The organism is Nonomuraea sp. NPDC005983 (assembly GCF_040614375.1).
In the GTDB taxonomy this organism is placed as follows: Bacteria; Actinomycetota; Actinomycetes; order Streptosporangiales; family Streptosporangiaceae; genus Nonomuraea.
The window spans coordinates 1-20,037 of sequence record NZ_JBEXUP010000021.1 but is presented as its reverse complement, the minus strand read 5'-3'; the positions used below and the strand labels follow the sequence as shown (position 1 = coordinate 20,037).

The following is a 20,037-nucleotide window of genomic DNA, read 5'->3' as shown; positions in this document are numbered from 1 at the left end:
CCGTCCGGACCGGCTCGACCCTGCCGGTCGACCCCCGGGAGCGCGAGCAACTGAGCCACGTTCCCGGGGGTTTCGGCATGCGGGAATCAAGTTGGCATCCTGGGTGTTAACCGTCTAGATTCTTGTTGCTCGCCCCTTCGGGGGCGTGTTGACAACAGCACAGGGGGTGACTGGCTTCGACTTTGACCTTGCAAGTCAGGTGAAGCGGGCCGAGGACGGCGGACATAACCTCGTTAATCCTGTGACCGCGAACGATAAGTGCCAATAACAAGCACGCTGAGGTCGGCCAGGACTCCCTGGCCCTCGCTGCCTAAGTAGCGAACCTCTGTCAGCCCGAGAGTGCCTTCGGCTCGGTGTCTGGCATCATCAGAAGGCTCAACCGACCTCCCCGGCCACGGGGGTGATCGGGAAACCAAACAGTGGCTGAGCCCGTCGGCGACTCGCCTGCGTGATCGCCGGGGCTGAGAAAAACACAGCAGGCTGCGCCCGGAGAAGCCCTGTCTTGGGGTTGAAGGACGCGGGTTCGATTCCCGCCACCTCCACCCAAGGGGCGCTACTCGAACACTGCTCTGCCAGAGCGGTGGCGAGAAGCGCTGAGGTGCCAGTAGCAGCGGCGGTGTCCATCAGGGCACCGCCGTTTTGCTTGTTCGGGCCCTGTGGACGTGCCGGCGTTCGACGCCGTGGCCCACGTGTCGCACACGACCGGCACCGAGTACGTGGTGCGCCCCTGACGGCTACTCCCCGTCGGCCAGTCGCCGTTCGACGTCCTCGCGAAGCGAGGACGGCAGCAGGGGCAGCAGCCGGTCGCGGCGGTAAGGCGGGCAGTGCACGAGCAATCCGGCGATCGTGGCGGACGGAAGGCGACTCAGCGCCTGACCGGCCGAGTCCTCCGGCATCGCGGCGACGGCGAGGCCGGTCTGCCGGGTGTCGGCGGCGGCCATCGCCTCGATCGCCGCCGCGGACTGCCGGTCGTGCATGTTGCCGAGCACGCGTCCGTGGTGGTGGGGGTCCATCGCCAGGACCACCCCGGCGACGAGGGTCGGGTCGCGTACCTGGTCGAGCAGCCAGCCCACGCGTCCTGGGAGCAGCATGTGCAGGATTTTCGCGCTCTTCGACGCCTGGCGGCACATCTCCTCCACCGCGGCGGTCGTGAACAGCCGCCAGTGTTCGGCGAGGAGCACCGCCGCCTCGGCGGCGGTCAGCGCGAGGATCATCGAGCCTCTCTCCGCGGCGTCGGCACCGACGAGCGTCCGGCGCACGCGTTGCGCCGCCGCGCTCCCGCCCGGTCCCGCGCCGTTTCCCCCTCGATCGCCGCGCCCTCCAGACAAGCCGCTTCCCCTGGAGAAGCCGCTTCCCCTGGGGAAGCCGCTCCCTGCGGAGAAGCCGCGACCTCCTGAGGAGACGCCACCGCCCCCTCCAGGGACGCCACCGCCCTCTCGCGAGATGCGGGAAGTATCGGAAATGGCGCTGTTCATCCCTCCAGCCCAGTTCTCCCGGGAAGGCGGGGAGTGTCCCGTGATGGAGTCGGGCGGTGTCCACCGCGCCCCCGTCCCGGCATCCCCCCTGGCGGCCTGTTCCAGTCGCCGCGCCAGCTCGTCGGCCTTCATCCGATTTGTCGGGCTCTTGACCAGCAGCCGGTTGATCGTCGAGGTGAGCCGCCGCGTCCGGGTCATGGGATCCGGAGGATAGGTGAGGATGGCGAACCTGGTGGCTTCCTCAGTGCTCCGGTGGAAGGGCGGACGCCCCTCCAGGGCCGTGTAGAGGGTTGCGCCCAGCGACCACAGGTCGGCCGCTTCGCCGACCGTGGTGCCCCGCAGCCGTTCAGGGGCGATGAAGTCGGGGGTGCCGATCACCTGGCCGAGCATGGTGATGCGCTCGTGGCCCTCGATGGCGGCGATCCCGAAGTCCACCAGGACCACCTCGCTGGAAGAGGTGATCAGGATGTTGTCCGGCTTCACGTCGCGGTGCAGCACCCCGACGGCGTGCGCGGCGGCGAGCGCGTCGAGCGCCTGGGCGGCGATCCGCACCACGGCGGGCTCGGACAGGGGCGCGCGCTTGATGAGCGCGCCGAGCACGATGCCCTGCACGTAGTCCATCACGATCCACGGGCCGTCCTGGGTGTCGAGCACGTCGTGGACTCGGACGATGCCCGGGTGGTCGATCCGGGCCAGTGCCCGTGCCTCCCGTTCCGCCCGTGCCTTCAACTCCGGCAGCCGCCCGACGTCCGCGCGTACTTGTTTGAGCGCCACCACACGGCCGAGCTTGCGGTCCCGGCCGCGCCAGACCCGTCCCATGCCGCCGCTGCCCAGTGGCGCCTCGATGACGAACCGGCCCGCGACGTGCTCACCAATCATCGTTCAGTCCGGCGTACTCGGCCTGCCGGCCGTGGCCCGTCGCCCGGGGGACGCGGTTGTCCTGGAGATTGCGGAGCGCGTCGTCCTCGAAGCTTCTGCCTTCGTGGGGCTCAGCCTGCGAAGTCCCGGACGGGCCTGAGCCGTAGAAGACGCCGGTACGCGGTTCGTCCGCGGTGTACGGCCGGGTGGTGCCGTCCCGCCAGTCGGCCTGTGGCGGCCGCCTGTCCGCGTCGTGGATCTGGTCGATGGCCTTGTTGACCTCCCGCCGCTCCAGCACGGCCACGATCGTGTCGTAACTGCCGGGCCGCTGCATCAGTTTGACGAGGACGGGCAGGCACTCGATGAGCAGGATGAACAGGAACAGCAGGAGCCTGGCCATGTTGAGGGTCGCGTTGTCCCGCGACACCCTGCCGAGCGCCTCCAGCCGCAGCATCAGGCCGTCGGACCCGTGGATCTCGGAGGCGAAGCCGTCCCTGAGCCCAGCCTGCTGCCTGGTCAGATTGTCCAGCTCGGACCGTACGCCGCGCAGGTCCCGCTCCGCCTGGGCCAGCCTGCTCGCCTTTCCGGCCTCCTGGGTGCCGCTGAGTTGTTGCCTGCGCTGCTCGATCTGCCCGTTGATGTCGTTCACCCGGTCGCGGGCGGTTTTGTACGCCTCTTCTGCCGCCTCCGCGAGCGGCCCCGACCCTTTCTTCGCGCATTTGGGCGGCCCGACGTACAGCTGACACTGCCATTCCTGGTAGAACCTGTCCCGCTGCTTGACCGCCTGCTCGCGTGACTTGGTCAGCTCCTGGATCCGGGGGTCGGCCGCGGGATCGAGCGGGGTCTCCCCGCGGGAGGCGATTACGGCCTGCAGGGCCGCCGCGGACTTTTCCAGCTCGGTTATGCGCCGGCCGGTTTCGCCGCCCTGCTGGGCACGGGTGAACGCGTCGGTTCGCTCCTGCTGGATGTCGACGATCTCGGCGTCGATCTCGGGCTTGAAGATCTGGAGCACCAGCGGCGTGGAGATGACGGCCCCCAGCAGCAACGCGAGGAGCACACGGGGCAGGGCGAGCCAGAAGCGCCGCCCGCCCTGTGTCGGCAGGGACGTGACGAGCCACCGGTCCAGGCTCAGAATCGCCACGCCCCAGACGAGGCCGATCAGGACGGCGAGCGGCGGGAACACCTTGAGCGCCGAGGCGAGCGCGAACGTCATGGAGATGGCGGCGATGCAGGCCGTGGTCAGGATGGCGCCGCCCAGGCCGTGGAACCTGGCGCGCTCCCCCTTGCACTGATCCAGCACATCCGTACGGGCACCCGACAAGACGATCAACCATCTACCGACCACGCGCGGCTCCGGGAGAAGGGGACAGGGTGCTACACGCCCTACCCCGTGAGTAATCCACTGACTACCATAAACAACCGGCAAACCTGATTTATCGCAAGAGGACAGATGTCAACTCGCGGAAGTTGTGTCCGACAGCCCGCCACGGACGGCTCTCTCACGGCCGATCGCAAACCGCCAGAAATTGGACAAATAATCGCCAATCAGCCGTTATTGTCACATAAAAGGATTTGTAGCGAATAACGGTTGAAACGGGCGGGGAGATTCTTTGAATCATTTTGCAGAGGGCGGGCTGCGGAGCACTCTCGCCGATCTGATCGGCTCGTTCAGGGAGCGGCTGGCCGTCGTGGAGATCGACGCCGCCGGACTGCGGATCTTCGAGGTGCTGGTCGACGACGTCGGCACCCCCCACCACACGCGCAGAGCCGCCGCCAAATGGTCCACCCTGACCGCCTCCGGCGACGAGGTCTTCGACGCGGTGCTCCGGGTCGCGGGCGATCTGATCTCCGCCGACGAAGGGGACCCGGTGCTGGTGGCGTGCTCCGCCGACGGCCCCGAGCAGGAGGCGGCGCTGCGCGCGCTGCGACAGTGGCGCCCGACGGCCCAGGTCGTCGAGGCGTCCGGGGCCAAGGTCGCAGACCTGCTGCCCGAGGTGATCGCCGGTACGCCACTGCGTCACGCGTACGACCTGATCGTGGCCAGGGACCGCGCGGACGACGGCCGGCTCGAACTGGTGGGACGGCGGCTCTTCGGCGCCGGCGCGAAGCCGGGAGAGGCCGCCCACGTGACCGTCACCTGCACCGACGCGGGCGGCCTGCTGCTCGCGATCTCCGCTTGGTCGGGCCCGCTCCAGCCTTCCGGGATGGTGTCGCTCGACCACGCGCCGCTCCCGCCAGGACGGCACCTGCTGCGGGCGGTGCTGGAGCGCCCCGGCGTCGTCCGCTTCCCCGAGGTTCCCGGTCTGCGGCCGGACACGCGTCCGTGGGCGGACGTGATGGCCGCGCTGCCGACCCGGCGGCCGTCCGCGACGCCCCGGTCCGCCCATCTGGTGTGCGCCATCGAGACGTCGGGGACCGCGAAGGAGTTCGAGGCCCGCTGCCACTGGGCCGGCTACCTCATCGACCTGCTCGCCGAGCGCTGCCCGGACCTCCAGCAGCTCCAGGTGTCCGTCGTGGGATACGGCACCCATGTGTTCGGCACCAGGCACGCGGACAGAACCCGGCCGGCCCTGGCCGCCTGGTCCGCCTCCACCGCGGGGGCGCGCGCCGCCCTGGAGTCCCTGCGGCCCACCACGCCGACGTATCCGAACGCCGCCCAGCTCGAAGACGTGCTCGCGGAGGTGAGCAGTCGGCTGCACGCTCAGCCGGGCAGCACGCGGACGGCGCTGCTCACCATCGGGGCGCGCCCCCCGCACCCCCCTCGGTCCGGCCTCGACCGCGTGCCGCCCTGCCCTGCGCGCTACGACTGGCTGGAACTGCTGCGCGAGCTGGAACAGCGCCACGGCCTGCGGAGCGCGGCCATCTGCGACAGTCCGCCCACCGCCCCCTCCTCCCCCTGGCATCGGCTCGGCTCGGCCGCGCTGTTCCAGGTGGACGCGGTGAACGCGGAAGAACTCGCGATCCGGCTCGGCCTGGTGACGACGTCGTCCGTCGTGCTCTCCCTTCCCTTCGTCTCCCAGAATGAGGACATCGGTGGTCGACACTGACTCCACCCCCGGCGACGCCGAGCGCGATCGCGAGCCCGACATCGCGATGTGGGGGGCTTCGGGCAGCGGCAAGACCGCGTTCCTGGCGGCACTGAGCGTCGCGCTGAACAAGGCCCGCGATTCGGGCTGGCGGCTCATCGGGGAGAACGCGGTGTCCAGGACGGAGCTGGCGAAGCTGCGCAGCACGCTGCTGCAGGCGCGCACGTTCCCGGCTCCGACCGAGGCGCTGACCCACTACAGCTGGCTGATCATCGGCCCGGCGGAGGCGCCGCGCAGACGATGGTGGTGGCCGTGGACGACGCAGGTGGCGAAGGCGCCGAAGGTCAGGCTCGACTTCCTGGACCTGCGCGGCGACCTGTACGCCGAGTCCGAGGCGAACATCGACAAGAAGGCCCTGGTCGACAGCCTGGTCAAGAGCCGCGGGCTGATTTACATGTTCGACCCGGACCGGGAGGCCAGGGTAGGCGACGCCTTCAAACACCTGGACGCCGCGCTGCATGAGGTCGCCGGGCGGATGCTGACCGGCGACGAGTACGAGGACGGCAAACTGCCCCACTACATCGCGGTCTGCATCACCAAGTTCGACGACCCGAAGGTGCTGAGAACCGCGATGGAACGGGGGTACACAGAGCGGGATCCCGGCGACGAACTGCGCATCCCCCGTGTGCCCGAAGACCTGGTCCGCGACTTCTTCCGGTTGCTGTGCCGGGAGGTCCAGGACCACAACGCCGAGATGATCGTCGACCTGATCGAGGCGTTCTTCCACGCGGACCGCATCAGATACTTCGTGACGTCCTCCGTCGGCCTGTTCATCGACGAGGACCACGGCCGTTTCGACCCGGACGACCCTCTCAACGTCATCGACAACGCGAACGGCGGGCTGACGATCCGGGGCGCCGTCCGCCCCATGAACGTCATGGAGCCCGTGCTCTGGCTCGGCCAGATGCTCCGGCCCGGCGCGATGAGGAGCAGACGATGGCCCAGTTGACCGCCCACTGGGCGATCCTCGGCAAGACGCCGGAGAGCCTGGACGACTACGGCGTGATCGGCTGCAGCACCGGCGCGATCACCAACGCCGAGTTCGGCATGTGGCTCAAGGCGTTCACCTCCGGCACCATGGAGCCCAAGGCCCTCCCACGGGTGGCGACCAGCTACTTCACCGCGGACCTCGACAACGAGCCATGGCTGGGGCTGTCCCGGCAGGCCGAGCCCGAGTCCCAGGACGGCTTCCAGCGCCCGTACGCGATGACGTACTACGTCTGCGTGCGCTGGGCGGACGTCGCCGCCGAGCCGGTGTCGTACCGGGCCCTGCACGAGGCGCTAATGAAGGGGAACTTCTCCGGCGACGCGCCCTTCCAGCTCGCTCTCGCGGCGTACGACGAGCGCCGTCTCGCCGGCGAGGTGAACGCCACAGCGCGGCGGGCGGCGGCGCTGCTGCTCACCGGGAAGCCCGTCTGCGTGGTGCGGGCCGGCCACCTGTCTTCGGAGCGGCGGCTGGACTTCCTGGACGCCGTGGCGGCGCTGCTCCCGTACGGGTTCCGCGCCACGCTGGCGGCCTCCACCTGGACCAACAGCGCCTCCCGGCACCGGATCCGGCTCTCCTTCTCCGAGGTGCCGCCCACCCGCGGGACGTGGGAACTGCCCTGGGAGGCCGGCGAGCCGGCGGAGTCGTACCCGGCGCAGGCGCTGTTGTACGAGAAGGAACTGGCCCGCTACAAGGGTGAAGACCTGCGTGAGCTGATGAGGTGGCTCGCCACCTTGACGGAGCCGCGCGACTTCGACGACCTGTCGCACCGCGCCGCGGCGTCCAGGCTGCTCAGAGAGCGAACGTCGGAGGCCGGGCAGCAGACCTCCGTCTCGGTGGAGGAGCTGCTGCGGCAGTGCCGTGAGAGCATCGCGAACGCCGACGCGCAGCGGCTCGGCGTCCTCAACGCGCAACTGGCGCAGCGGGCTCGCGCACGTGTGCCGGACCAGGACCGTAAGGCCTACCGCGCCTTCGTCAGGGCCAACCCCGTCCGCCCGCCGGAATGGCCGGCCGGTGCCGTCGCCGTGCCTACCTTCTTCGAGCACCTGCTCGGGCTGCTGTACGCGGCGCCCATGCGCGCGGTCGACGTCGAGGAGATGCTGTTCGACCTGGGGCCTGAGCCCGACCTGCCGCCGGCGCTGCTGGCCACGATGGGCAGGATCCAGCCGCGCAGCGCCCCCTCGGGCCGGTTGCTCATCGCGAGCCTGCGGGGCCCCGAGCACCTGCAGAAGGTTCTCGACAGCATGTCGGAGGACGAGTTGTTTCACGTCGCCGTCGAGTCCCGCAACCGCAAGGTGCTGAACGTCGTCATCGCCGAGGCGGACCGCCGCGCCCTGTCCACGGATCCGCGCGGCATGGAGGCCGTCAAGTACGCGCTGACGCGACACTGCTACCTCATCGAGACGATCAGCTCCATCTGCGCCGCCGAGGAGAGCATCCTCGCTCTCCGATACCTGCTCTGGGTGAGCCATCGCCGGCAGCTCACCTCGGCCGACATAGAAGAGATCCTCCTGAACCTGGACCACCCTCCCCGGACCTTCCTGCTCGCGATGGTGGCGGAGTGCGCACCGGGGACGGCCTCGACCCTGCTGCGCGGGGCGGCGGCCGGCGCGGTGCGGGAGCTGGGCCTGACCGGTACGCGCGTGGCCAACGGCGTCACTGCCGGCCTCGATCGGATGACCGCCCCCGAGGACGACGGCAGGGAGAGGTGGTACCGCCGGCGTGCGTCTCGCCTCCTTGGGAAGGTCCTCGTCGGCATGTCGATCGTTCTCGGCATCGCGGCGGCCCTCGCCCTGTGGTTGCGGCTTTGACCTGGCCGGGTCAGTCCCGTGTGACCGACACGTTCCCGAAAGCCGAGCGACCCGCGAGTCCTTTCAGGACTTCGTCCTCTCCACACCCGTGGGGGAGCCGCCGGCATGGGTGCCCGAGTCGGAAGGGAGAGTGGGCGGCGGATCTGAAGATCTGGCGGACGTCGCTGGCCGGGTCGCGGCCGAGACCCAGCACGACCTGGCCGCGGGCCACCGCAGCCGCCACGCGGGCAAGACCTATTAGCTGGGGGGCGTGGAGGCGGTCGGAGGCCAGGACATCGCCGAGGCGTTGAGCATTGCGCTGGACCGACAGATCGACTACCAGCCGATCTCGCTCTCCGTCTCGCGTGAGGCGCTGGCCGGCAGCGGCCTGGAGCCCTACCAGATCACACACACGCTTTCGCTGTTCTCCAACCTCATGGCCGGATACCTGGTGACCCGCGGCACCGACCTGACGACGCTCCTGCAGGCCGAGCCCCGCCCCGTGCGAGACCAGATCGCCGAGGTCGTCAAGGCGGGTGGATTCTGGTCGAAGTCTGTAGATTCCCGTCCTCTTGCCAACAGGTCCTGATATCGGCCTGGGAAGGCGGGCTCACTCTCCCCGATCAGTTGTACGGGTCGTACCTGCGCTGCTGGTGTTCTCTGGGCTCGTACCCGCGCTGGTCGTACCTGCGCTGCTGGTGCTCTTGGGGCTCGTATCCGCGTTGGTCGTACCCGCGGGGCTGCTCGTACGGGTACGGCTCCGGATCCGGCACCTCCTCGATGGCCGCGCGCCCGATCGACGTCAGCAGCGAGAAGATGGCGACGCCGACGATGAGGTTGATCACGGCCGTGATGACCTGCTGGATGAGGTCGGCGGTGTACATGAAGGGCAGGATCGTGATGATGACGGCGAAGAGCCCGGCGATCCAGGCGAAGAACCTGGTCGGCTCCGGCGCCGAGAGCATGAGGACGTAGAGCAGCAACGTGGCGACGAGCGCGGCGACAGCGGCCGAGATCGCGTATCCCGTGATCGTCGCGCTGCCGTACGCGGAGACCCCGCTGGGAGTGAGCGCGCGGATGCCCAGGAGCCGACTGCTGATCATGGTTCCGACCACCACGATCAGTGCGGCCACCACGGCGGCGGCCACGCCACCGCCCCACACTCGCGCCGGGTTGACCCTCGGCCGGGCCGCCCCTGGGCGGTGATCGTGGCGATTATGGGGGGGATAGGACATGCGAATCACCTTTGTCGCGAATGCTGATCAAGCATTGACAGAAACCCTACATGCGCCGTCAAGACCGGAAGGGGCCGGTCGCGCGTGAGGCGTCGGTGCCTGGTGGCGGCTTGGATGATTTCGGGCTGGCTGCTTTCGCGCCTGTCGGTCAAAGAATCTACGACGCCCGCACCGACACGACCGGGCGCCAAGCTCGGGTCGTCGGGTGGCAGGCAGTGGTCGGGAGGCAGCGGTGTCATCTTCTGGACGCAGGGCGGCGGAGTACGGGTGGTGAACCTGGCAGCCGTTCCTCAACGCAGCCGGCCGGGCCTCGCCGTGGAGAGCGTATGCCAGTGGATGACCTCCCGTTCGAAGACGTCGTCGGGGTGGCAGGGGCGTTCGCGGTGTGGCGTCCTTGAACGGTGCTTGACATGATCAACTACCATTCTTGACCACATGTCGACGCTTGTGTGCAGAAGTTGCGCGCCGACGTGCCTGGATCTAGTAGTTGCGGAGTGATCAAGTGAAGAAGTGCAAGACGGGAACGAGCATCGTCCTCACGGTTGCCGCGGCCGTGAGCGCCCTGCAGTTCGCCGCTCTGACACCGGCCTACGCGTCGCCCACTCCGGCGGCGGCCGCGTCCCCGGCGGCCGTGAAGAGCGACGCCGCCGCGCCTCTCGCCTACAAGGTCGCCGTCCAGACGCAGTACCAGCAGACGAACTACTACTGCGTGCCCGCGTCCTCGTCGATGAGCCTGTCGACCTTCGGGGTCAAGGTCGGCCAGCCGACCCTTGCCAAGCAGATGAAGACCACGAAGAGCGGCACCGACGGCAGAAACGCCACTCCGGTGCTCAACGCCTACGTGAAGTCGCGCGGTTATGCGTACACGGTGGTCACCGACGTCAATGGCAACCCCGCGGTGCTCATGAACCGGGTGGCGCAGAACGTCGGCGGCCTGCACCGGGCTCCGACCCTCGCCGTGTGGATGGAGCGGCTGCCCTGGAACAAGGGCAAGGTCAAGGGGGCCAGGGTCGGTCACGCGGTGATCGCCTACGGCTATGACCGGCTCAAGGGCACGATCACCGTGTTCGACCCGTGGAGGCCGACGGGCGGCGTCCACACCGTCTCCGCCGGCGTCCTGGCCGGCACCCTCCAGGAGGGCGGCGGCATGCGCTACATCTCCAAGCTCTGACACATCGGCAGCGCCGCGGGGAGGTCGGGCGGGGCCCGCGCGGCATCCCCGAAGTCGGGGGTACGTCCATGCTGACGGACGAGCAGGGGCCGTCACAGGAGCGCGAGGAGCAGGGGCACCAGGGCGAGGTTCATGATCGTGTGGATGGCGACGACCACCCAGATGTTGCGGTAACGGGACCACAGGTAGCCGAGCATCAGGCCGAACACGCCCTGGAAGGCCACGATCGTGGCGAGGCCGAGCAAGGGAGCGTCGGAGGTCATGCGGGAGGAGTGCATCAGCGCGAACAGCAGCGACGAGGCCATGATCGCCGGCCACCTGCCGTACAGCGCCTCCAGCCTGGTCTGCAGCCAGGCCCGGTAGAACACCTCCTCCAGCACGCTCGCGGTCAGCAGCGTGACGAGCGAGCCCACGACGAGGCTGACCGGATCGGGCAGCTGCTGGGTCAGCGGCACCGCGAGCGGTCCCACCTGCGAGAGGAGGAACCAGGCGAGGATCGCGGGCAGCGGCGCCAGCCAGGTGACCGGTGCCGGGATCGCCCTGGCCTTCGGGCCGTCCCCCCTGATCAGCCGCATCGCGACCAGCGGGACCACCAGCAGGAGCAGGACCTTGACCAGCGGATAGACCAGGCCCAGGCTCCGCGCCGCCGGAGCCACGAGCGCGATGAGCAGAGCCGCCCCCACCAGCACCCAAGCCTCGCTGCGCAGCCGGGATCCGGGCAGGCCGGCCAGGGGTGCTGGTGGCTCCGCCTTCGGGCCGACCAGGCGGGCCGCCACGATCGCGGTGAGCGGCGGCAGCAGCGCCGCCCAGAGGGAGATCCTGGACGCGCCGGGGTCCGACGAAGCGGAGATCGCGGTGTTGCCGGTGGCCAGGAGCCAGGCGTAGGCGAGCACGAACACCGCCAGACCCGCCCCCGTGAAGACGAGGCGGGGCAGCGCTTTGCGGGTTTCGGTGGCGACCATGGCAGAACGCTACGGGCGGCCCGATCACCAGGACATCGACCCGGGGATAGAAGCGGACATGACCGAAGTCATGATGTCGCTGGAAGGGCTGACCTGGCGGCCGTGCCGTGCCGGTGGCGCGTCCCTGATCCGCGATGTCCTGCTGTTTTGGGTGGCGATCTCGCAGTATTAGATAAATCGTCACTCTCGTCACATCTTGCACGAATACCTTGGTGCGCATCTCTGGTTTCCGTATCCGTAAGGAGATGCGATGTTCCGTCGAGCCCTGGGCGCCCTGGTCGCCGCGGGAGCGATGCTGCTGGTGGCCACCCCCGCCACGGCCGCCACCGGTGCCGAGCCGCTGTCTCGTGCCCACGCCCACAACGACTACGAGCACTCGCGCCCGCTTCTCGACGCTCTCGACCACGGATTCAACAGTGTCGAGGCCGACGTCTACCTGGTGGACGGTGAGCTGCGCGTCGGGCACGACCCGGAGGACCTGCGGCCGGGCCGCACGCTCCAGTCGCTCTACCTCGACCCGCTGGCCCAGCGCGTCCGCGACGGCCATGGGCGGGTCTTCCCGCGCAGCCGCCAGCAGCTTCAGCTCCTGGTCGACATCAAGAACAACGGCGCCGCGACCTACACCGAGATCGACCGGGTGCTGGGCGCGTACCGGAAGATGCTCACCACCTACCACAAGGGCAAGGTGAAGGCCGGGGCGGTGACGGTGGTCATCAGCGGTGACCGCCCGCGCGACCTCATGGCCGCCCAGGAGGAGCGGTACGCCTTCTACGACGGCCGCATGTCGGACCTGGGACAGGGCGGCGCGTCCCTGGTCTCCCTGATCAGCGACAACTGGACGAACGTCTTCACCTGGAGGGGGGAGGGCGAGATGCCGGCCGCGGAGCGGACCAAGCTCCGCCAGATCGTGGCGACCGCGCACGGTGACGGCCAGAAGGTGCGGTTCTGGGCGACGCCCGACGCCGCCGGCCCGGCCCGCGACGCGATCTGGCGCGAGCTCGTCGCGGCGGACGTCGACTACCTCAACACCGACGACCTGGCGGGTCTCGAGCAGTTCCTGCGCGAGCACGACGCCAACAGCGCCGCGGCCTGACCCCGCGACGCGGGCCGTCACCCCGGGGACCCTTGGTCGCGAGCCCTCACGGGCTCGCTGCCTCGGGTCCCTTTCTGCTTGGTACGAAGAAGGGCGCATTCAACAGATTCGCCGCCTGGTCCGTCTGTGGTGTGACCGACCAAGGGAAGGCGTGAGGAAGTGGATGACGACTCCCGCTTCGCGGAGTTCATCGCGGAACGGGCCGACGCGCTGCTGCGCTACGGCTACGTGCTCAGCGGTAACCCGCACGACGCGGCCGATCTCACCCAGGAGGCCCTGATCCGGTTGCATCGGGCCTGGCCGAGGGTCCGCAGGAAGCACGACCCGGAGAGCTACACCCGGATGATCATGGCGCGGCTGCACATCAGCACCTGGCGGCGGCGCCGGCGCGAGCGGCTCGCCTGGGACGTGCCGGAGCGGTCGCGGCTCGACCTGCTGCCCTCCGACTCCGAGCAGGGGCTCTGGCAGGCGCTGGAGGGCCTGCCGCGCAAGCAGCGGGCCGTGCTCGTCCTGCGCTACTACGAGGACCTGGCCGATGCGGAGATCGCCGAGGTGCTCGGCATCTCGCGGGGAACGGTCCGCAGCCACGCCTCGCTCGGCCTGAGCAAGCTCCGCTCCGCCGTATCCGATCCCGCAACCGCCCACGGGAGGACCTCATGAACCACGAGCTGGAGGCCCGGCTCCGCGACACGCTCGGCCACGCCTCGGAGCACGCGCCGCCCGCGCCCGGCGACCTGTCCGGGCTGGTGATGAGCCGGTCCCGGCGGCGCAGGGCCAGGACGCACGCGCTGATCGCGGGGCTCGCCGTCGTGGCGGTGGCCGTCCCTGCCGCCCTGACGACGGTCGGCGGACAGGGCGAGGTGAGCACCGGGACCGTCGTCAACGAGCGCCGCGACATCTTCGCGAAGGTCATGGAGGGTAAGACGCTCCTCGGTGACCGGCTGCCCGTCGACGACCCATCGACGGGCAGGCCCACGCTGCTCTGGCTGGCCAGGGCGACGGACACCAAGGGCGACACCGGCACGGTGTTCTGCGAGGCCGTCTCCGAGCGCGGCGGGCAGTGGGCCTCCTGCGGCAGCGTGATCGACGACGAGGCGCAGGCCACGTTCCAGGGCTCGACCGAGGGGTGGCCGGCCTCCGGCGACGTCCTGTATTTCGGAGCCTCGCGCGACCAGGTCGCCGCCGTGTCGGCCGTGGCCGAGGACGGCGCCAGAATCCCCGGCAAGGTCCAGCGCCCCGGCGACGCTCCCCGGAAGATCTGGACCGTGTCGGCGCCGTCGAAGACCGAGGTGACGGCCTTCGAGTTCACCGACGCCGGCGGCAAGGTGCTCGCCCGGGTGAAGAAGGAGGACGACTCCCCCGTCCCCGAGGCGACGGCCGAGCCGGTCGCCCCCACCATGAAGATGCCGGGAGGTCTCGTCGCGGGCATCTACGAGACCCCCGACAGGACGCTGATCTGGAAGCGCGACGGGAAGGCGATCGGAGTCCAGCTGGTCAGGGCGAAGGACCTGATGAAGGACCTGGGCGGCAAGAGCCGCCCGGTGGAGCTGGTCGCGGACCAAGGGAACTGGTTCGGCATCGCCGACAGCCGGACGGCCCGCGTCGCGCTGGTCTTCCCCGATGGGCGGAGCGCGACGGCCGAAACCCGGCCCGATCCGTGGCACATCGGCGTCACCCTGTTCTCCGGCACCCACGAGCGCGCGGGCGAGATCTACCTCGACGGCTTCCAGGTCGTCGGGTACGACCGGGTGGGCGTGGAGATCTGGCGCGAGGACCATCCGGCCGAGGAGCCGGCCTGGTCCGGCACGCGCTGACGGGAGCACGCCGCTTTGGAGCCCAGGTTGGCGGGGGTGTCGCGATTAGCGGCCTGTCGTGGGGGCAGCGGGATGGCGAGTCCGTTTCCCAATGATCCATGGAGGCATAGTGATCATTCTCGGTGTGATCCTGCTGTTGCTGGGGTGGCTGTTGAGCATCTCGATCCTCTACACGATCGGCGTCATCATCCTGATCATCGGCATCATCTTCTTCGTGCTGGGTGCGGTCGGACGCCCGGTCGGAGGCCGGCGCTACTGGTTCTGACGCGAGGGCCGTCCCCCGTGGCCGTCGGGTCGTGCGCTGAAAACGGTCTGCGCATAACCTGGACATAAACGGTGACCGATACCGCCGAGGCCCGCGTCGAGCACCTACCGGGCGAACTCGGCTCCCGTCCACTCCTGCAGGCCGGCGGTGGAGCGGGACAGGGGGACGGCGAAAGCAGAACATGGCCCTGCTAGATCCAGTGTTGAAATCCGCCCAGACGTCCAGCTTCATCGGACGCAGAGGTGAGGTGACCACGGCCCGGCGGTTGCTGTCACGGGCGAGGCTGCTGACTCTGACCGGGGCCGGTGGGGTGGGCAAGACCCGGCTGGCGCTGCGCGTGGCAGAAAGCCTGAAGCCGGCGTTCTGCGACGGGGTCGAGGTCGTCGAACTCGCCGCCCTGGAGGACGGTGAGCTGCTGGAGCCCACCGTCGCGGCGGCGCTGGGGGTGCGCGACGCGGGACCGGCCCCGATGGCCGTGCTCGTCGACTATCTGGCGGACAAGCGGATGCTGCTCGTGCTGGACAACTGCGAGCACCTGCTGCCGGACTGCGTCCGCCTGGTCGACCTGCTGCTGCGTGGCGCCGTCCGGCTGCGCATCCTGGCCACCAGCAGGCAGACGCTCGGGGTGGCGGGCGAGCAGGTGCTGGTGGTGCCGTCGCTGTCGGTGCCGGACCTCGGCGGCACGGTGCGCGACATCGTCAGGAGCGAGGCCGTCCGCATGTTCGCGGACCGGGGGTCGAGGGTGCGGCCGGGGTTCGCCGTGGACTCCGGCAGCGCTCCGGCGGTCGCCCGGCTCTGCCGCCGCCTGGGCGGAATCCCCCTGGCGATCGAGCTCGCGGCCGGACGGCTGCGCGCCATGCAGGTGGAGGAGCTGGCACGGGAGCTCGACCAGCGCTTCGCGGTGCTGGACGCGGGCTGGCGCGCCGCCACCCTGCCGCGCCACCAGACGTTGCGGGCCACCGTGGACTGGAGCTTCGGCCTGTGCACTCCGGCCGAGCAGCGGCTGTGGAGCCGGCTGTCGATGTTCGCAGGCGGCGTCGACGTGGACACGGCGGAAGACGTCTGCCACGGGGACGACATCGCCCGCGAGGACGTGTTCGACCTGCTTGCCGGGCTGGTGGACAAGTCCGTCCTGACCGTCGAGCGCCGGGACGACGGGATCCGCTACCACATGCTCGACAGCATCCGCATGTACGGCCGCGAGCGGCTCGCTGACGGCGGTGAGCAGGCGTTGCGGCGGCGCTTCAACGACCACTACCTGCGCCTGGTGGAGGAGCATCGGGTGGACCGGCTCATTCCCGAACAGCTGGCCTGCTACCAGGTGACGCAGGTGGAGCTGCCCAACATCCGCGTCGCGATGGAGCTGTGCCTGAGCAGGCCGGACGACGCGCCCATGTGCCTGCGGATGGCGTCGGCGATGTGGGCCTACTGGAAGCTCGCCGGCTCCCTCGCCGAGGGGCGGCACTGGCTGGAACGCGGGCTGGAACTGGTCTCGCCGGACGACCCCGCCCGGAGGACCGCACTGTGGGTCGCCGGCATGCTCGCAGTCTGTCAGGGCGATCTCGCCGCGACGGTGCCGAAACTGGAGGAAAGTCTCCTGCTCGCGCGGCAGGCGGGAGACGAGCAGACCCGGGCGTTCGCTACGCAGGTCTCCGGCATGGCCGCCTTCTCGGCCGGTGACATCCGGCGCGGCATGGCGCTGATGGAGGAGGCACGTGCCGGCCATCGGGCTCGCGGCGACCTCAGCGCGGTCGGTATCAACATGTTCTACGACGCCACCTACAGCGCGGACGAGAACCCCGATCGGGCCGCGGAACTGGCCCAGGCGTTCCTGACGATGTGCGACGAGTGTCAAGCGCTGGTCTCGCGGGGGTACGCGCTGTTCGCCGTCGGCATCACCGCTTGGCACCAGGGGCAGCCGCACAGGGCGGAGGCCATGATGAAGGAGGCGGCGGCGTTCAGAAGCGCGATCAACGACCGGTGGGGCCTCACGGAGTGCGTCGAGGTCCTCGCCTGGATCGCATGCTCGTACGGGCAGTACGAACGCGCCGCCCGCATGCTGGGCGTGGCTCACTCGCTCTGGCAGGCGATGGGCGTCTCACCGACCCTGTTGTGGCATCACGTGCGCGCCCACGAGATCTGCGCCGCGCAGGCGCGCCAGAGCCTGGGAGGGCGGGCGTACGCGGCGGCGTTCCGCAGCGGCGAGCGACTCGGCCTGGACCGCGCCGTCCCCTACGTGGTCGAGGGCTGAGTTTCGACGAGCCCGGCCAGACGCCCTGACAGCCCGGTCGGCTCGGCGGCCCGAAGGTTGGTGAGCGGCCGCGAGGCGCCTGACGTATCACCCCGGACGCGCTGGCGGCCGCACTGGGCGCGGGAGGACCTGGCTAGTGTGTCCCCCGATGGACGGCGGACAGGTGATCGGCGGGTACGCGCTGCGGCGCGTGCTCGGCCGTGGCGGCATGGGCGAGGTGCACCTCGCCACCACCCCCACCGGCGGGCTGGCCGCGGTCAAGGTCATCCACCCGCACCTGGCCCGCGATCCGGCGTTCCGCAGGCGGTTCGACCGGGAGGTCGCCGCGGCCCGCAGGGTGGCGCGGTTCTGCACCGCCCCCGTGCTGGACGCCGGCATCGACGGCGACATCGCCTACCTGGTCACCGAGTACGTGAAGGGGCCCGACCTGGGGCAGGCCGTCCGGGAGCAGGGGGCGTTCTCCGGGGCGAACCTGGAGGCGCTGGCGGTGGGCGTGGCGACCGCGCTGAGCGCCATCCACGGGGCCGGTGTGATCCACCGCGACCTGAAGCCGTCCAACGTGCTGCTGTCGCCACTCGGGCCGCGCGTGATCGACTTCGGTATCGCGCAGCTCGTCGGGGCCGACAGCCAGGCGAGCCAGGCCGTCCTGGGCACGCCCGCCTTCATGGCCCCGGAACAGGTGCGCGGCGAGCCGCTCACGCCCGCCACCGACGTCTACGCCTGGGGCGGGCTGATCGCGTTCGCGGGCACCGGGCGGCTGCCGTTCGGCGGCGGTGCCCCAGCAGAGGTGCTGTACCGCATCGTCAACGAGGGCCCGATGCTGGACGGCCTCGACCATGCCATGCGGGACGTCGTGGAACGCGCGATGGCCAAGGACCCGGCGCTGCGGCCCACGCCCCAGCGGCTCCTCGCCGACCTGGTCGGCGGCACCCCCGTCACCCCGGCCGCCGCCACCCAGGTCGTCGAGCGCACCTGGACGGACATCCCGGTTCCCCCGCGCCCCGCCGCGCAGGCCACCCGCCGGGAGCCGCCAGGGAACGCCGCCGACCCGTCACGGGCCGCGGGGGCGGGCGGTGCGAGCCGGACGGGACGGAAGCGGTGGCCGTGGGTGGCCGGGGCCGTCGCGGTGGTGGCCGTGGCAGCGGCGGCGGCGGTCGCCGTCCCCCTGCTCGGCAGCGAGGCGTGGCCGTACGAGGCGGACTTCGGCGACTCCTGGGAGCTGGGCTCCTCCGACGGCGGGAGCGCCCAGCAGCGGGGGTCCGGCTACGTGCTGACCGTCAACGCGGGGTGGCGGCTGTGGAAGTCCGCGCCGAGGCGCGAGCCCGCCGGCGGGGTGGTGATCAGCGCTCGGGCACGGGTCGAACAGGGCACCGGTGAGTTCGGCGTCTGGTGCCACGGCTCGTCCGGCTCCGGTGACCGCTACGAGTTCGCGGTGCGCGGGGACGAGGTCGCCATCCTCAAGCGCCGCACTGGCGGCCAGCCCACCCCGTTGGACGGCCCGAAACCCGCGAAACCGGCAGCTGCCACCCGGATCGTGGCCGAATGCGCTCAGACCGGCACCAAGGCCACCCTCCGCATGTGGCTCGACGAACGGCTGGTCGCCGAGGCCACCGACACCGACGCCCCCTACGGGCCGGGCGAGGCGGGCGTCCACGCGGCCCCCCGGAGCTCGGGAGCCAGGGAGCCGCTACGCGTGCGCTTCGACTCGTTCGCGCTCAAACCCGCGAGCGCCGGGTGAGGTTCCGGCTGCTGGGGCCGCTGCACGTCCAGGACGGCCAGGTGCCGGGCCCGGCGAAGCACCGTGCCCTGCTGGCCGCCCTGCTGCTCTCGCCCGGACGGGTGGTGCCGATCGAGCGGCTGATGACGGTGCTGTGGGACGACCGCCCGCCCGCCTCGGCGGAGCCGGTGCTCAGGGTGTACGTCAGCGCGCTGCGCAAGCTCGTGGACGGCATCCGGACGAGCCCCGGCGGCTACCTGCTGGCGATCGACCCCGACGAGGTGGACTGCCACCGCTTCGAACGGCTGGTCGCCGAGGCCAGGCGGGCGAGGGACGCGGGCCGAGCGGCCGAGGCCGTCGCCTTCTACCGGGACGCGCTGGGCCTGTGGAGGGGGGCCGCCCTGGCCGGCGTCGAGTCCGCCCGGCTGCGCCGCGCGCACGCCGTCCCCCTGGAAGAGCTGCGCCTGGCCGCCCTGGAGGAACGCGTCGAGCTGGACCTGCGCCTGGGCAGGAGTGGCGAGGTGATCGGCGAGCTCCGTGCGCTGGTGGCGGCGTATCCGCTGCGCGAGCGGGCCTGGGCGCACCTCGTCACCGCGCTGGACCTTTCCGGGCGCAGGTCCGACGCGCTCGCCGCCTACCAGGACGCCCGGCGGACGCTGGTGGAGGAGCTGGGCCTGGAGCCGGGTGCCGAACTGCGCGAAGCTCACCAGCGCGTGCTGGACGCCGACGCCGCGCCGCCGGCGTCCCAGAAGTCTCCGCCCAACGAGACGCCCCCGGACATCTCCGACTTCACCGGCCGCACCGACGTCCTCGCCTGGCTGACCCGCGCAGCAGCCGGAGACGACCGGGGCAGCCCGCCGCCGCGGGGTGAGGCGCCGGTACATCTGGTCGTGCACGGGCCGCCCGGGTGCGGGAAGTCGGCGGTCGCCGTGCGGGCCGCCGGCCTGATCGAGCTGCCCGACGGGCGGCTCTACGCCTCGCTGGGGGCGCGGTCGCCGGGGGCGGCGCTGGAGGATCTGCTGCGGTCGCTGGGGTGCCCGGACGGCGCGGTCCCGGCGACGCTGGATGAGCGGGTCCGGGTGTATCGGGGGCTGACGTCCCGTAGGCGGCTGCTCGTGGTGCTGGACGATGCCGCTGATGAGGCGCAGGTGCGTCCGCTGCTGCCGACCGGGCCGGGGAGCGTGACGATCGTGACGAGCCGGTCGCCGCTGGCCGGGTTGGAGGCGGCGAGGGCGTACGAGCTGGGCGTGCTGGAGCCGGACGAGGCCCTCGGCATGCTCGCCGCGGTGGCGGGGCGGGAACGGGTGCAGGCCGAGCCCGAGGCGGCCCGTACCC

Annotated in this window: 17 protein-coding genes and 1 other RNA gene; 14 read left to right on the top strand and 4 right to left on the bottom strand. The window is 70.6% G+C overall.

All coding sequences use genetic code 11. The features are described 5' to 3' along the window. Positions 1 to 162: 162 nt before the first annotated feature. Positions 163 to 545: a transfer-messenger RNA gene (ssrA, locus tag ABZ297_RS12705) on the top strand. A 189-nt stretch (positions 546 to 734) separates the two neighbouring features. Here the strand turns inward: ssrA and ABZ297_RS12700 are convergent. Together ABZ297_RS12700 and ABZ297_RS12695 are read right to left on the bottom strand one after the other, a co-directional pair. Next, on the bottom strand, positions 735 to 2,354 hold the full coding sequence (locus ABZ297_RS12700; protein WP_355343860.1) for a serine/threonine-protein kinase: 1,620 nt from the start codon (positions 2,352 to 2,354) through the stop codon (positions 735 to 737). Continuing rightward, on the bottom strand, positions 2,344 to 3,633 hold the full coding sequence (locus ABZ297_RS12695) for a DUF4407 domain-containing protein (protein WP_355343857.1): 1,290 nt from the start codon (positions 3,631 to 3,633) through the stop codon (positions 2,344 to 2,346). Before ABZ297_RS12695 ends, ABZ297_RS12700 begins: the two co-directional genes overlap by 11 nt. 310 nt (positions 3,634 to 3,943) lie before the next feature. Here ABZ297_RS12695 and ABZ297_RS12690 point away from each other — a divergent pair, with 310 nt between their 5' ends. The 4 genes from ABZ297_RS12690 to ABZ297_RS12675 all read left to right on the top strand — a co-directional run bounded on the left by ABZ297_RS12690 (position 3,944) and on the right by ABZ297_RS12675 (position 8,783). Further along, positions 3,944 to 5,380 (top strand): hypothetical protein, encoded by a 1,437-nt coding sequence (locus tag ABZ297_RS12690; protein WP_355343854.1) that lies wholly within the window; start codon positions 3,944 to 3,946, stop codon positions 5,378 to 5,380. Further along, entirely contained in the window at positions 5,367 to 6,368 is a 1,002-nt protein-coding gene (locus tag ABZ297_RS12685; protein WP_355343851.1) for a hypothetical protein, read from the top strand. The genes ABZ297_RS12690 and ABZ297_RS12685 overlap by 14 nt, the downstream gene beginning before the upstream one ends. Beyond that, complete coding sequence (locus tag ABZ297_RS12680; RefSeq protein ID WP_355343848.1) at positions 6,356 to 8,215, top strand: hypothetical protein; 1,860 nt, start codon at positions 6,356 to 6,358, stop codon at positions 8,213 to 8,215. Before ABZ297_RS12685 ends, ABZ297_RS12680 begins: the two co-directional genes overlap by 13 nt. Positions 8,216 to 8,465: 250 nt before the next feature. After that, entirely contained in the window at positions 8,466 to 8,783 is a 318-nt protein-coding gene (locus ABZ297_RS12675) for a hypothetical protein (RefSeq protein WP_355343845.1), read from the top strand. Positions 8,784 to 8,817: 34 nt separating this feature from the next. On the opposite strand, the gene ABZ297_RS12670 is transcribed toward ABZ297_RS12675, so the two are convergent. Continuing rightward, complete coding sequence (locus ABZ297_RS12670; RefSeq protein ID WP_355343842.1) at positions 8,818 to 9,429, bottom strand: DUF6069 family protein; 612 nt, start codon at positions 9,427 to 9,429, stop codon at positions 8,818 to 8,820. A gap of 502 nt (positions 9,430 to 9,931) precedes the next feature. On the opposite strand from ABZ297_RS12670, the gene ABZ297_RS12665 reads away from it, so the two are divergent. Beyond that, positions 9,932 to 10,600, top strand: a complete 669-nt coding sequence (locus ABZ297_RS12665; protein ID WP_355343839.1) for a C39 family peptidase — start codon at positions 9,932 to 9,934, stop codon at positions 10,598 to 10,600. Positions 10,601 to 10,692: 92 nt separating this feature from the next. Here the strand turns inward: ABZ297_RS12665 and ABZ297_RS12660 are convergent, their stop codons facing one another. Further along, positions 10,693 to 11,562: a CPBP family intramembrane glutamic endopeptidase gene (locus ABZ297_RS12660; protein WP_355343836.1), complete on the bottom strand. Its 870-nt coding sequence runs from the start codon at positions 11,560 to 11,562 to the stop codon at positions 10,693 to 10,695. Here ABZ297_RS12660 and ABZ297_RS12655 point away from each other — a divergent pair. The 8 genes from ABZ297_RS12655 to ABZ297_RS12620 form a co-directional block, all read left to right on the top strand. Then, a complete protein-coding gene (locus ABZ297_RS12655; protein WP_355343833.1) occupies positions 11,561 to 11,734 on the top strand; it encodes a hypothetical protein in 174 nt (57 codons plus the stop codon). The genes ABZ297_RS12660 and ABZ297_RS12655 overlap by 2 nt on opposite strands. 78 nt (positions 11,735 to 11,812) lie before the next feature. Next, complete coding sequence (locus tag ABZ297_RS12650) at positions 11,813 to 12,655, top strand: phosphatidylinositol-specific phospholipase C/glycerophosphodiester phosphodiesterase family protein (RefSeq protein WP_355343830.1); 843 nt, start codon at positions 11,813 to 11,815, stop codon at positions 12,653 to 12,655. Between the two features lie 159 nt (positions 12,656 to 12,814). Beyond that, positions 12,815 to 13,315, top strand: a complete 501-nt coding sequence (locus ABZ297_RS12645) for a SigE family RNA polymerase sigma factor (RefSeq protein ID WP_355343827.1) — start codon at positions 12,815 to 12,817, stop codon at positions 13,313 to 13,315. Then, the gene (locus tag ABZ297_RS12640) at positions 13,312 to 14,469 is read left to right on the top strand and encodes a hypothetical protein (protein ID WP_355343824.1); all 1,158 of its coding nucleotides are present in this window, start codon (positions 13,312 to 13,314) and stop codon (positions 14,467 to 14,469) included. Before ABZ297_RS12645 ends, ABZ297_RS12640 begins: the two co-directional genes overlap by 4 nt. Before the next feature lie 109 nt (positions 14,470 to 14,578). Next, positions 14,579 to 14,734, top strand: coding sequence for a hypothetical protein (locus ABZ297_RS12635; protein ID WP_355343821.1), 156 nt, complete (start codon positions 14,579 to 14,581; stop codon positions 14,732 to 14,734). A 247-nt stretch (positions 14,735 to 14,981) separates the two neighbouring features. Continuing rightward, positions 14,982 to 16,985: a LuxR family transcriptional regulator gene (locus tag ABZ297_RS12630; protein WP_355343818.1), complete on the top strand. Its 2,004-nt coding sequence runs from the start codon at positions 14,982 to 14,984 to the stop codon at positions 16,983 to 16,985. Positions 16,986 to 17,133: 148 nt separating this feature from the next. After that, positions 17,134 to 18,723, top strand: coding sequence for a serine/threonine-protein kinase (locus ABZ297_RS12625; RefSeq protein ID WP_355343815.1), 1,590 nt, complete (start codon positions 17,134 to 17,136; stop codon positions 18,721 to 18,723). Continuing rightward, a partial coding sequence (locus tag ABZ297_RS12620; protein WP_355343812.1) for a BTAD domain-containing putative transcriptional regulator occupies positions 18,720 to 20,037 on the top strand: 1,318 nt, incomplete at its 3' end. The genes ABZ297_RS12625 and ABZ297_RS12620, both read left to right, overlap by 4 nt.

What these genes read in the sequence shown, in the direction of transcription:
- ABZ297_RS12700 (WP_355343860.1), bottom strand. Translation starts at nt 2,354, where the DNA reads ATGATTGGTGAGCACGTCGCGGGCCGGTTCGTCATCGAGGCGCCACTG.
- ABZ297_RS12680 (WP_355343848.1), top strand. Translation starts at nt 6,356, where the DNA reads ATGGCCCAGTTGACCGCCCACTGGGCGATCCTCGGCAAGACGCCGGAG.
- ABZ297_RS12670 (WP_355343842.1), bottom strand. Translation starts at nt 9,429, where the DNA reads ATGTCCTATCCCCCCCATAATCGCCACGATCACCGCCCAGGGGCGGCC.
- ABZ297_RS12655 (WP_355343833.1), top strand. Translation starts at nt 11,561, where the DNA reads ATGGCAGAACGCTACGGGCGGCCCGATCACCAGGACATCGACCCGGGG.
- ABZ297_RS12660 (WP_355343836.1), bottom strand. Translation starts at nt 11,562, where the DNA reads ATGGTCGCCACCGAAACCCGCAAAGCGCTGCCCCGCCTCGTCTTCACG.
- ABZ297_RS12650 (WP_355343830.1), top strand. Translation starts at nt 11,813, where the DNA reads ATGTTCCGTCGAGCCCTGGGCGCCCTGGTCGCCGCGGGAGCGATGCTG.
- ABZ297_RS12640 (WP_355343824.1), top strand. Translation starts at nt 13,312, where the DNA reads ATGAACCACGAGCTGGAGGCCCGGCTCCGCGACACGCTCGGCCACGCC.
- ABZ297_RS12625 (WP_355343815.1), top strand. Translation starts at nt 17,134, where the DNA reads ATGGACGGCGGACAGGTGATCGGCGGGTACGCGCTGCGGCGCGTGCTC.